Raw genomic sequence first — 12,837 nt, 5'->3', positions numbered from 1 at the left:
AGGATTGAATATTAACCATTAAAAGAATCCTAATTTATTTTTGTCGTAAGAGATCAGCATATTTTTGGTGCTGCGGTAATGATCCAGCATCATTTTATGATTTTCTCTTCCGAAACCTGATTTTTTATAACCTCCAAAAGGTGCATGTGCCGGGTAAGCATGGTACTGGTTCACCCAGATTCTTCCAGCCTGAATAGCACGCGGTACTTGATACAGCTCATGGGCATCACGTGTCCAAACGCCAGCACCCAATCCATACAAGGTGTCGTTTGCAATTTCTATCGCCTCTTCTACAGTTTTAAATGTTGTGACACAGAGAACGGGACCAAAAATCTCTTCCTGGAAAATCCGCATTTTATTATGGCCTTTTAGAATTGTAGGCTCAATATAATAACCGGTTTCCAGCTCTCCTTCCAGCTTATTGGCTACTCCACCAGTCAGCAGCTCTGCACCTTCTTCCTTGCCAATGGCGAGGTAGGAAAGTATCTTTTGATATTGTTCATTGGAGGTTTGTGCGCCCATCATACTGGTTTTATCCAGTGGATGTGTGATCTTTATCGCTTTAGTACGCTCAATTACGCGCGCTATAAATTTATCATAGATGCTTTCCTGAATCAGAAGACGCGATGGACAAGTGCAGATCTCACCCTGATTTAAGGCAAACATCACAGCACCCTCTACTGCTTTGTCAAAAAAGGCATCATCTTTGTCCGCTACCGATTCAAAGAATATATTAGGAGATTTTCCACCCAGTTCCATCGTAGAAGGAATGATGTTTTCTGCAGCATATTGCATAATTAAACGACCGGAAGTGGTACTTCCTGTAAAGGCTACTTTGGAAATCCTAGAGGAAGTGGCCAGTGGCTTGCCTACTTCAATACCATAGCCATTAACGATATTCAATACACCCGGCGGCAAAATATCCCCAATTAATTCCATTAATACCATGATAGATACCGGCGTTTGTTCCGCTGGCTTCACTACCGTACAACAACCAGCAGCGAGAGCTGGGGCAATTTTCCAGGTAGCCATCAATAATGGAAAGTTCCATGGGATGATTTGTGCAACTACACCAATTGGTTCATGTAAAGCGATGCTGACTGTATGCTCGTCATGCTCGGCAATAGATCCCTCATCTCCTCTGATTACTCCTGCAAAATACCTGAAATGGTCTACTACTAGTGGTAAATCTGCAGCCAGTGTTTCTCTAAGTGCCTTTCCATTGTCTATGGTTTCTACTGTTGCCAGGTACTCTAAATTGTCTTCTATTTTCTGTGCAACCTTTAATAAGATATTGCTTCTGTATGTCGGAGAACTTTTGCTCCAGGTTTTGAAGGCTTCATGCGCAGCATCCAATGCCAGCTCCACATCTTCTTTACTTGACCTTGCAGCTTTGCTGAACACTTTTCCATCTATCGGAGAGATGTTGTCGAAGTACACCCCTTTTACAGGTGCTACAAATTTACCGCCAATAAAATTGTCGTAATGCGATTTAAATGACGGTCTTTTTACTAGATTTTCCATGAATATATCGTCTTTTTAATGATTTTTAAAGTACATTGAATTTGATAGGGACGAAGTCGCTATTACAAACCTAGGGCATACGAGCTGGTCTAGGTAGTAGGATCGTTTCATTGCATAGCACTATTGTCTCATGATATTAAAGGCTTTGCAATACCATATGTTTGAATCGTTTATAGGTTAAACCAAATTATACTTTTGATATGCAGCACAGACTAAACCCATTAGGCCTCAGCAGACCAGAAAGCTTAAAGACACTTGTAGAAAACAGAACCGCATATACCTTGCAAAGCTGTGAATTGAATGTCTTTGAAACCTATACAGAATCTTATACTGTACCACTTGTATTTAATGATTTTGTGATTACAAGTATGTTGAGGGGGAAAAAAGTGATGCACTTGTCGGGTAGACCTGAATTTGAGTATTATCCTGGCCAAACGGTAATTGTGCCAGCCCGACTAAGTATGAATATTGATTTTCCGGAAGCTACAGATGAAAATCCAACACAATGTATCGCATTGGCCATCGACTCTGATCAGATCAAGAAAACCATAAGGTACCTGAATGAATTTTTTCCTAAAGAAGGTTCCCTGGGAGATTGGGAGCTGAAAGTTGAAGATGATCACTTTCATAATAGCGAAGATATTACTGCGCTCATTAATAAAATTGTGAACCTTTGTGCAGAACGTTCGGGAGCTATAGATGTTTTGGCAGACCTGACTTTAAAAGAATTGCTGGTACGCATTATGCAAAAACAGAATCTGAAAGCATTAGGAGCAGATGCAGACCATGCGAACCGAAACCCATTGGGATATGTACTCCACTATATTAAAGCCAACCTGAATGAAAAAATCAACATCAATAGCTTAACAGATAAAGCTTGTATGAGTAAAGCTACGTTTTACCGCTTATTTAAACGGGAGCTGGGATTAAGTCCGAATGAGTTTATCCTTTCGGAAAAAATCACCAAAGCGAAACAACTATTGAGTAATCCAAAAGCGAAAGTTGCCGCAGTGAGTTATGAACTTGGATTTAGCGACGCGAACTATTTTATACGTGCATTTAAAAAGTTGGTAGGGATGACACCAGGTCATTATCAACTCCAGGTAAATGCGGGATTTCATTAATCATATAGATAATTTTTTATCTTAATATAATTGTAAGGAATATAATGAACGAACTGAACGATAGGAGTTTGTACATTATTCATTAATTTTATGTACATCCCCTTAACTAGAAACGCTCCCAATACATATTGTATGAAAAGCTGAAGGTCATCCTTCAGCTTTTTCTTTTTACCATTCCAGGCTGGGCCAAGCGCTGGTTAATGATTTTTTTATTCTTTTAACGTCTAAGGATCTCTTCCCAGGTAAAAACAGGGATTAGGTAGGTCTGAAGTTGCTAGTTTCTTAATTAATTCCTGTTTATGTTTTATATTTTGTATCATTAGCTAACGTTTTGAACCACAGCTGAAACACCAAATAGAACCAACATAAACACATGAAACATTTAATGCAAGTTAAGCTCGCTTTGAGCTGTTGCCTGCTTTTTTTATTAATCAGCAGTAACAGTTTTGGCAAAGAACTCTATATTTCCGTCAAAGGAAATGATAAAAACCCGGGGACTAAGGAAAAACCACTCGCCAGCTTCCAAAAAGCGCAGCTCCTGGCCCGTAAAATCCATGAAGCGGTTACAGTGTATGTTCGAGGAGGTACTTATTACCTTTCAGCCCCCCTGTTATTTACGCAGGAAGATGACCGATCTCCAAAAACAGCCGTTGTTTATAAAGTTTATCCAGGAGAATACGTGAAAGTAAGTGGAGGGAAACCTTTACAACTCAGTTGGGAATCACTTCCTAATGGCATCAAAAAAGCAAAGGTAACTGCAAATGTAGCTTTTGATCAGTTGTTTGTGAATGGAAAACAGCAAAGGATGGCTAGGTACCCAAATTACAATCCCGCAATAAGATTTTTTGGTGGTGCCTCAGCAGATGCCCTTAGTCCGGAAAGAGTAAAGAGCTGGAAACATCCGGAAGGTGGTTTTGTGCATGCCCTACACCGTCATGAATGGGGCGGATATCATTATGAAATTACAGGGAAAGATGAAGCAGGAAAACTAACGCTAACAGGTGGATTTCAGAACAACAGGCAATCAGGGATGCACGATAAATACCGGTTTGTAGAGAATATCTTCGAAGAACTCGACACTGCCGGAGAGTGGTATTTCGATAAAACTGATAAAACCCTATATCTATATCCAGAAAAGAGTGAAGATCTAAATAAAGCATTAGTAGTAGTTCCACAGTTAAAGTCACTTTTTGAATTCCGTGGCAGCGCATTAAAGCCGGTGAGGAATATCCGGATCGAAGGAATGGAACTAAGCCATACTTTAAGGACCTTCATGGAAACCAAAGAGCCTTTATTGCGTAGCGATTGGACAATTTATCGTGGTGGCGCCGTAGTGATGGAAGGTGCAGAGAATTGTGTGATCAGCAAATGTTTTTTTAATACTGTTGGTGGGAACGCCGTTTTTATGAGCAATTACAACAGGAATAATGTGGTTACGGGTTGCCATATTGCCAATGCAGGTGCCAGTGGTGTTTGCTTTGTTGGTGATCCCAAAGCTGTTCGTTCTCCGAGTTTTGAGTACGCACAGTTTGTCCCTTTAAAGGATATGGATCGCGAATCTGGCCCAAAAACGAATAACTATCCGGCCAATTGTACCGTAGAAAATACATTAATGCATGGGCTGGGTAGCGTTGAGAAACAAGTGGCAGGTGTAGAAATTTCTATGTCGATGGATATTAAGGTGAGTCACAATACGATTTATGATGTGCCCAGAGCAGGAATTAATATTTCTGAGGGTACCTGGGGTGGACACCTGATTGCTTATAATGATGTTTATGATACCGTATTGGAATCTGGCGACCATGGTGCTTTTAATTCCTGGGGAAGGGATCGTTTCTGGCATCCTGATAATGCATTGATGGGCGTTATTGCCAAAAACAATCCTAAGTTGATCACTGCAGATGTGATTAAGCCCATTGTAATCCACGATAACCGTTTCCGTTGCGATCATGGCTGGGATATCGACCTGGACGATGGTTCTGGTAACTACCATATTTACAATAATGTTTGTCTGAATGGTGGGTTAAAACTCAGAGAAGGTTTTTTTAGAACAGTTGAAAATAATGTGATCCTCAATAACTCTTTTCATCCTCATGTATGGTTTGAAAATAGTGGGGACATTTTTAGGCGCAATATTGTGATGCGTAATTATTATCCGATTCAGGTGAAAGATTGGGGTAAAGAAGTTGATTTTAACCTTTTCCCTGATAAAGAAGCCTTATCGCAAGCTCAAAAGGTAGGTACTGATGCTCATTCCTTATTTGGAAATCCTCAGTTTATCAATTCTGAAAAAGGAGATTATCGGGTGAAAGCCAGCTCTCCGGCATTAAAACTAGGCTTTAAGAATTTTGCAACTGATCAATTTGGGGTAACTAGTGCTGATTTGAAAGCATTGGTGCGGCCGGTAAAATTGCCTGTTATTGTTTCAGAAATGAAATCTGAAGGAGCGGAATACTATGAGTTTTTGGGTGCAAAAGTTAAAAATCTCAATACCCTTGGCGAGCGTTCTGCAACAGGTATGGCTACCGAAACAGGTGTGTTGGTGGTAGAGGTGCCAGAGAAAAGCGTATTGTATGGATTGTTAAAGGCTAACGACGTATTGTTGATGTGCAATGACAAAGAGATTAAAAACTGGAAGGATCTGGCTACAGTTCAATCAGGATTCCAATTGGTACAGCGGGTTCCGGTATCAATATTTAGAAACCAGAGCTTGAAGAAAATGGAAATTCCAGTAAAATAAAAGGTAACAATATGATTCGGTTTTAAGGATACCTGAATGGCTTTCTTTAAGTTTGGGTGTTTAACCAAGCACCCAAACCCGGATTCCGATGTCAGATTTTCGCTTAGAAGTATTCTATACCGTAGCCAAACGCCTCAGCTTTACAAAGGCCGCCGAGAGTTTATTCATTACCCAACCGGCAGTGACGAAACACATCCATGAACTGGAGCAGCAGTATAATAATAAGTTATTTGTGCGTAAAGGAAATCGGATTGAGTTAACAGCCGCGGGGGAATTGTTATTGCATCATGCTGAAGAGCTATTTGCCATTTATAGGAACATTGATTTTGAGATGAATGCCCTGGTGGATAAAAAAGAAGGCTTGTTGAATCTTGGTGCCAGTACTACTATTGCCCATTACATTGCCGCTCCGCTACTTGCAGGTTTCAGGAAGAAGTTCCCGGAAATTAGACTAAACCTGATCAATGGAAATACAGAGCAGATTGAAAAGGCTTTGATTGATAAAGAAATTGACCTGGGCATTGTAGAAGGTAAATCCAAAAATCAGGAAATCAGTTATACGGAGTTCATTAAGGATGAAATTGTTCTGGTTTGCGGGAAGGATCACCCCCTGGCAAAAAAAGACCTGCTGAATCCGGAAACCTTAAAAGATTATGCTTTCCTCCTGCGGGAACAGGGATCTGGAACAAGGGAAGTGATCAGCCATGCGCTAAAATCTGTAGGCTTAAAAATGTCCGATCTGAAATTGGAAATCCAGCTAGGTAGTACGGAGAGTATGAAGTCTTACCTCATGAACTCCTCTTGTCTGGCTTTTATTTCTATCCATGCCTTAACCAAAGAACTCCAAAACGGCAGCCTGAGCGTGATTGATGTGAATGGATTGAGCATTGAGCGCTATTTTTACTTTATCCACCTTCAAGGTAAGCTGGATGGTTTGTCTGAAGTATTCTTACGTCATGCACAGTTTGCTTATAACCTAAAGTAATATCGGATCAGATTTTTCAATTTGACCAGTAGTTCCATTCTTCTCAATTTTGTGTCAGAAACAAGGGTGATTATGGAACTTAATGAGCAAAAAAGGAAGATTATATTTTTAATAGCAGCATTGTTTTGTCTGTTGCCATTTATGTCAGCACCATTAGCTTTATTACTAGGGTTAATAATGGCGCAGCTAATGAAGCATCCTTATCCTGAACTCAATCACAAGGCAACCAATTGGCTGTTAAAAGTTTCTGTTGTCGGTCTAGGCTTTGGAATGAACGTATTTGCCGCCATGAAAGCCGGAAAGGAAGGTGTAATGTTTACTGTTGCTTCCATAGTTGGTGTGCTGATCCTAGGTTATATCCTGGGGAAAGTTTTCAAAATCGGAGATAAAACATCTTACCTGATTTCTGCCGGAACTGCCATTTGTGGTGGTAGTGCCATTGCCGCATTATCTCCGGTTATGAAAGCAGAAGAAAAAGATATCTCTGTTTCTCTAGGGATTGTTTTTGTCCTGAACTCTATAGCCCTGTTTCTTTTTCCTATGGTTGGACATGCACTAGGTTTAACACAAAGTCAATTTGGAATGTGGTGTGCCATCGCTATTCATGATACCAGCTCTGTAGTAGGAGCCGCCAGTAAATATGGTACGGAAGCCTTGCAAATTGCGACCACAGTGAAACTCGCCCGTGCTTTATGGATAGTCCCACTAGCATTTGGAACCGCTTTTCTCTTTAAAAGCGACCGCTGTAAGGTACAACTGCCTTATTTCATAGGCTTATTTATCCTGGCAATGTTGGCCAATACTTACTTGCCTTTTATGGCAGCCTTATCGCCTTACCTTGTGAGTATTGCTAAATCAGGCTTGACCCTTACACTTTTTCTAATCGGTTCTGGCTTGTCATTTAAAGTAGTTCGGGTAGTTGGTGTAAAGCCATTCCTGCAAGGGCTGATCCTCTGGCTGGCCATATCTGCTGCTTCGCTCTGGGCGATTATGACACTATGCTAAATCTCTTGTTTTTTTTAAATTAATATGAGGTAAGATCAGCTGTTTTGACGATTTTTGAAGACATACCTAAAGATATCATGACAAAACAATACTATACCCATCTTTACGAAAGAGACCTTCAAAGATTGATTACAGAGATAGAGGCCTATCCTCAGTCAGAACAAATGTGGTTAACTGCTGCCGGAATTAGTAATACCTCAGGCCACCTGGCACAGCACCTGATCGGAAATTTAAGAACCTTCGTATGTGCGCCAATGGGCGGATTCCCTTACGAACGCGACCGCGAAGCAGAATTTAAAGCGGTAAGGTTTACTGATGAGGAATTACTAAAAGAACTTTATGCTTTAAAAGCAGATGTAAAGACGAGTATTGAAAAGCTGGAAGACCTGGATGCGGCGTATCCGATACTGATCAAAGAGGTATATGAAGGCCAAACGAACGATTTCATGTTGTGTCATTTATTAGCGCATTTGGCCTACCATACCGGTCAGATCAATTACCACAGGCGATTGCTGACTAGCCCTGTTATTCCAGTTCAAAAATAGCCTGAATCTCTACAGAAGAATTCATAGGGAGAGAGGAAGCGCCAACAGTAGCCCTGGTGTGCATGCCATTCTCTCCTAATATTTCTACCAGCAAATTAGAAGCCTCGTTCATCAATACGGCATGTTTGGTATAACCGGCAGCAGTGTAAAAGAATCCGGTTAGCTGTACCGCTTGTTTCACGTTATCCAAATCACCACCAGCAGCTTGTTTTAATACTGCAAGGACGTTCAGTAAAGTCTGGCGCGTAGCTAACTTTGCTTGTTCTTCTGTTACTTCAGTACCCACCATTCCCGGGTGATCAACTTTTCCAGCATTTAAAGCAATCTGGTTAATGAATACTTGTTTCCCTGAAAGGCGGAAAGGCTTGTAGTTTCCAACAGGAGCTGGCGCATCAGGTAAAGTCAGGTTCAATGCTTTCAAACGGGCTTCAATTTTACTCATTTTTGGGGCTAGGGAAATGGCTTTGTCAGTTGCGATTGGCCTGCTGTCTTTGGTTAGTTGGTAACCTTTAGCAGCTTTAGCAAGTGCATAGCCTTGAAGCGTCGCAATATGTAATTCTCCTTCAGAAGGTCTGCTTACTGCTGTTGCACCGGCAACTGAACTTGCGCCAAAAACAGTGTTTCCCTGAGGGATGGTTTTATCAATTTCGGATGTTCCCATAATTCCGGTTGGCACGATGACCATACCATGGACTGCTAGCGTACTCCAAAAAGATAGAATTGCAGCCTCACGTCCTGCACCACTTCCTGCCGACATAAACACGGTGGAAGGAATGCCTTCTAATTTATGAGCCGTCCAGATACCTACAGACTGGTCTAGGAAATAACGCATATCTGCCGACATATTTCCAAAATGAACTGCTGATCCAAATGCAATACCATCATAATCAGGTAATTCGGAGATGTTGGCATAAGGAATATTACCAAATATTTGTTTATCCTCGTTAGCAAGGGCTTTAATCCTCGGTACTTGTTTTAGTACGGCAGTTGCGCCAGGAAATTTTTCTATACCAGCAGCAATGGCTTTTGCCATTTTATAGGTACCGCCGCTTTCTGTATTAAATAAGACCAGAATTTTCATAGCTGAAGGTTTTTGGTTCATTTTAGGCTGTGCTTTTAAGATCGCGCTGCTCAAGAGGCTCAACAATACTAATAGACCTGTTTTTACGCGGATTGAATTTATGAAATTCATTGAATATCGATTTAATGATGTAATAAGAGCCCAAAGGTCGGTAAACCTGCTTGTCTTTAAATGTCTATATTTGCCAATAACATGTCATTTTACGACACATGAATAAAGCAAGATTTTGTCATCTAACCGTTGATTCGGTTAAAAAGGAAGCCTATGTATGGCACGAAGCAGATTGGAAGTTTTCTGACGAATGGCATACCCACCAGATGGGGCAATTGATTTTTGTAGAAAAGGGCTTGCAATATCTCCATACTGCAGAAAGAACTTATTTATTGCCCAGCCAGCATTGCGCCTGGATTCCTCCAGGCTTGGCGCACCGGACTTCAAGTCCGATCAAACAGGTGTATCTCCGTTGCATATTTATGAGTAAAACCAGCGACCACCAGTTTTTTAAAGAACTGAATATCTTCCATACTTCCAAAGTCTTAAGGGAGATGATTTTGTTTACGGAACAATGGTCGAGACTGGAAGAAGAAGAGCCTCTGGAGCAAGATTTTATAAAGGCACTCGTAGGAATTTTACCACTCACTTTTAATACGGCATTGCCTTTAGTACTCCCTGTACCCAGAGATCTAAGAATTGCCAATATGGTTGATTACCTAACCGCATGTGTGGACAATGGCGGGACAGAGATTAATGAACTCAAAATTCCTGAAGTAGCGGCAAAATTTAACCTCTCTGCAAGAACTATGGAAAGACTATTTAAGCAGGATATTGGAATTACGGTGGCCGGATACCTTAAATTGTATAAAATGATCAAGGCGGTAGAGTTACTATCAACCTCAGGTGAAAATGTGAAAAGCGTATCCATGAAAGTCGGATATGATAGTGTTTCTACTTTTAGCAATACCTTTCAGCAGGTTTTGGGACTTCGTCCACAGGAGATGATGTTGCCTTAGGATACCAATTCAATGATGAAATTTTGTCCTTTTTTTAAAATTTAAGGCTCAGCAGAGTGATCTGTGAGCCTTTATAAAGAGGGGGGTATTAACGTATTGAAATGATAGCAACCGATCTTTTAGACTTTGGAAGGGTCGTAATGTAATCCCGGAGATAACCAGTATAAAAGAACCATTCTGGAGTACCTGTAATTGAATGGCGAGAATAGAAACACACCTACCAGAAGGATGGCAACATAGTACCATAGATTTTCATAGGTTAAAGGCAAGCCTAAAACATAAGCCGCAACGCTCATAGAAATCATTTGTGCCACATTCATCGCATAACTCACAAACATCGCTACATAGAAATATCCTGGTTCGCGTTCAAATTTTAAACCGCAATGTGGGCAAAATTCATTCATTTTTTGCACTTTGAAGCCGTAAGTAGCGCCTGTGAAAACATTACCTGTGCGACATCTTGGGCATTTAGAATGGGTGATGCCATACCATTGGGAAACATGCGGTGTATGATTTAATTGGTCTGTGCTGCTCATATCTGTGTGTTTTATTTATCTTGTTTTCTAAATTTATCTGGGGTTGAACCCACTTGTTTTTTAAAGAATTTTATGAAATAGGAGGGGTCGCTAAAAGCCAGTTTCTCTGAAATTTCCGCAATGGAAAGCTCCATATTGATCAACAAACGCTTGGCCTCTAAAATCACCCGATCCCGGATGAGCTGACCTGCAGAAATTCCCAAAAGATCATTGCATAATGCGTTTAAATGATTTGGAGTGATATATAACAGTTCTGCATATTGTTTAGGAAACCTCAATTCTATAAAATTAGTTTCAATTAATCGTTTAAAACTCTTCAGCAGGGTCTGGTTATAGGAATTCGTTTGTGGTTGTTGTTTTAAACTCAATCCCCTGGACACCTGAATAAAAATGTTCAGCATTAATAACTTTACTAAATCCGCATCAAATGGCCTTGGTTCTTTTCCCTCATGTAGGATCTCCTCAAAAAGAGATACCACTTTTGCCATAGTCAGCTCTGGTAATACCAGCACTGCATCACCGGAATGCTCATCAAAGAAACTGAAATTCTCCAGGTATAGTGGATTGTATAAAAATGACTTGAAGTAACTTTCAGAAAAATTGATGATATATCCTTCTACTTCCGATTCAAAAGCCCAGCTGTGTACTTGTCCGGGGGTCATGAAATAAATCATTCCTGGTAATACGGGGTAGTTTTTGAAATCTATCGTCTGATGGCCACTTCCTTTAGTGAAACAAACCATGTGATAAAAGGAATGACGGTGTGCCGAATGTAAGTGTAAGTACTGTTTTGAATAATGGCCAAACCTGCTGACAAGAATACCTGCATTTTTGTATTCTTCAAAAGTACTGATGTCATATACAGGGATGTCATTCTTCATATACAAAGATACTGCTTCCCCTTGATTTCCAAGAGGTACTAATTCTTCATAAAATGGTACTTTTTACTGATTGAGATTCTGAGGCTGAGCTTCGATTGCTCAAATTAGCCTTTTACTTCCAGCCCTTGTGGTGTTTTTGAATCACCAGTCGTTTTTTTAAAGACCCAATACTTTTGTAGGGTGTAATTGAAACCTAGAGAAACCAAAATGTCTACCATGATCCGGGTTATTTTATAATCCAAACGCAGCAAGTTGGTGAAAAGATAGGTTCCTGATGATTTTAAAAGGATGCTTCCGGCAACAACAAAAACAAATTTTATCAATTGCTTACCTACTGGAAGCTGATTGGCCTGGTTGGCATTGAAAGTCCAGTAACGGTTGATAGAAAAGTTTACGATGGCACCAATGATGCCACCAATAGCTATAGAAATGGTATAATGAATGTGCAGTAATTCGGTGCAGGCGATCATGATCAGGTAATCAAGAACACCGCCTGAGAAAGCGGAAACCTGCGCTTTTCCAAAAACGTATACAGATTTCTTAATGCTCATTAACGCGCCTTTTGTTGTTTTGCCTCACGCTCTGCATTGTCCCTGATGTCGCCCAGTTTTAATAGTTTTCTAGTGTCAATGAAGTTAATGATGAACAATACCAAACAGATACCTGTAGCAAAATATTCAATTAAATGACCAAAAATGACTTCTAAAATAATGATGATGGCAAGAATAATACGGATCTCTGTAGGACCTACTACACCTGCATCAATGCTATAGATATCTGTAATTTTATAACGCAGTTGCGAGATAATCATAGCCCAGCCATATAAAGCTACAAATATAAAGGCAATCAGTTCATACTCATTTCTGGCATAAACAAGATAGCCCAAGCCAATCAGAACTGTACTTACCCAGTCCATAATAATGTCTAATGAAAAACCGTACCATTTACGGGGAGTATTTCTATAATAAGCCATTCTCCCATCTAAGGAATCACCAAACCAATTTATTGCTAAACCAATTGGACCTAATAATAGGTACTCTCTACCAAGGTAAGTACCGAGAATAAAGCCTAAAAGTACAATCACAGAACCTGCAGTACCTATAAACGTTAGCATATCTGAACTGATAAACGTAGGAATACGCTTTACCAGCCAGGAGATTGTGCTTTGCTCTACACCGCTTAAAATATTGGTTCTTTTTCTATCCTGGAATATTCTTTTTAAAATACTGTTGTCGCCAGTTACTTGATGCGCCTCTTCTCTCAATTTATTTTCTTCCATTCAGGTTGTGTAATTATACTCTTGTTAGAATATGCTGCAAAAATATGGAATTGAAACTTCAATTGAAGGGAAAATTCGTTATTTCTTAGGTAGAATTAGCAATTGTATGACTGAACATCTAAAATAG

Annotated in this window: 11 protein-coding genes and 1 pseudogene; 6 read left to right on the top strand and 6 right to left on the bottom strand. The window is 40.2% G+C overall.

The window, feature by feature from the left end:
* Positions 1-18: 18 nt before the first annotated feature.
* Positions 19-1,524 carry an aldehyde dehydrogenase family protein gene (locus R2S10_RS09450; protein WP_316840199.1) on the bottom strand — a complete coding sequence of 502 codons (1,506 nt, stop codon included), beginning with the start codon at positions 1,522-1,524 and terminating at the stop codon, positions 19-21.
* A 200-nt stretch (positions 1,525-1,724) separates the two neighbouring features.
* Between R2S10_RS09450 and R2S10_RS09445 the strand changes: the two genes are divergently transcribed.
* From R2S10_RS09445 to R2S10_RS09425, 5 genes and pseudogenes are all read left to right on the top strand, one after another.
* A complete protein-coding gene (locus R2S10_RS09445) occupies positions 1,725-2,648 on the top strand; it encodes an AraC family transcriptional regulator (protein ID WP_316840198.1) in 924 nt (307 codons plus the stop codon).
* A 373-nt stretch (positions 2,649-3,021) separates the two neighbouring features.
* Entirely contained in the window at positions 3,022-5,388 is a 2,367-nt protein-coding gene (locus R2S10_RS09440; protein WP_316840197.1) for a right-handed parallel beta-helix repeat-containing protein, read from the top strand.
* Between the two features lie 88 nt (positions 5,389-5,476).
* Positions 5,477-6,373: a LysR family transcriptional regulator gene (locus tag R2S10_RS09435; protein ID WP_316840196.1), complete on the top strand. Its 897-nt coding sequence runs from the start codon at positions 5,477-5,479 to the stop codon at positions 6,371-6,373.
* 72 nt (positions 6,374-6,445) lie between these two features.
* Complete coding sequence (locus R2S10_RS09430; RefSeq protein ID WP_316840195.1) at positions 6,446-7,378, top strand: YeiH family protein; 933 nt, start codon at positions 6,446-6,448, stop codon at positions 7,376-7,378.
* A gap of 38 nt (positions 7,379-7,416) precedes the next feature.
* Positions 7,417-7,923, top strand: a pseudogene (locus R2S10_RS09425) (DUF1572 family protein); the annotation flags it as partial.
* Here R2S10_RS09425 and wrbA read toward each other — a convergent pair.
* Positions 7,904-9,115: an NAD(P)H:quinone oxidoreductase gene (wrbA, locus tag R2S10_RS09420; protein WP_316840193.1), complete on the bottom strand. Its 1,212-nt coding sequence runs from the start codon at positions 9,113-9,115 to the stop codon at positions 7,904-7,906. The pseudogene R2S10_RS09425 and the gene wrbA sit on opposite strands and share 20 nt — an antisense overlap.
* A 98-nt stretch (positions 9,116-9,213) precedes the next feature.
* On the opposite strand from wrbA, the gene R2S10_RS09415 reads away from it, so the two are divergent.
* Positions 9,214-10,014 (top strand): AraC family transcriptional regulator, encoded by an 801-nt coding sequence (locus R2S10_RS09415; RefSeq protein ID WP_316840192.1) that lies wholly within the window; start codon positions 9,214-9,216, stop codon positions 10,012-10,014.
* A gap of 119 nt (positions 10,015-10,133) precedes the next feature.
* On the opposite strand, the gene R2S10_RS09410 is transcribed toward R2S10_RS09415, so the two are convergent.
* The 4 genes from R2S10_RS09410 to R2S10_RS09395 form a co-directional block, all read right to left on the bottom strand.
* The gene (locus R2S10_RS09410) at positions 10,134-10,550 is read right to left on the bottom strand and encodes a DUF983 domain-containing protein (RefSeq protein ID WP_316840191.1); all 417 of its coding nucleotides are present in this window, start codon (positions 10,548-10,550) and stop codon (positions 10,134-10,136) included.
* A gap of 11 nt (positions 10,551-10,561) precedes the next feature.
* Positions 10,562-11,431, bottom strand: coding sequence for a helix-turn-helix transcriptional regulator (locus R2S10_RS09405; RefSeq protein WP_316840190.1), 870 nt, complete (start codon positions 11,429-11,431; stop codon positions 10,562-10,564).
* A 104-nt stretch (positions 11,432-11,535) separates the two neighbouring features.
* On the bottom strand, positions 11,536-11,982 hold the full coding sequence (locus tag R2S10_RS09400) for a GtrA family protein (RefSeq protein ID WP_316840189.1): 447 nt from the start codon (positions 11,980-11,982) through the stop codon (positions 11,536-11,538).
* Positions 11,982-12,710, bottom strand: a complete 729-nt coding sequence (locus R2S10_RS09395; RefSeq protein WP_316840188.1) for a CDP-alcohol phosphatidyltransferase — start codon at positions 12,708-12,710, stop codon at positions 11,982-11,984. Before R2S10_RS09395 ends, R2S10_RS09400 begins: the two co-directional genes overlap by 1 nt.
* Positions 12,711-12,837 lie beyond the last annotated feature (127 nt).

It is taken from the genome of Pedobacter gandavensis (genome assembly GCF_032678745.1).
GTDB classification, from domain to species: Bacteria; Bacteroidota; Bacteroidia; order Sphingobacteriales; family Sphingobacteriaceae; genus Pedobacter; species Pedobacter gandavensis_C.
The sequence above is the reverse complement of the archived record's forward strand: the minus strand, read 5'-3'. Positions and strand labels throughout refer to the sequence as shown.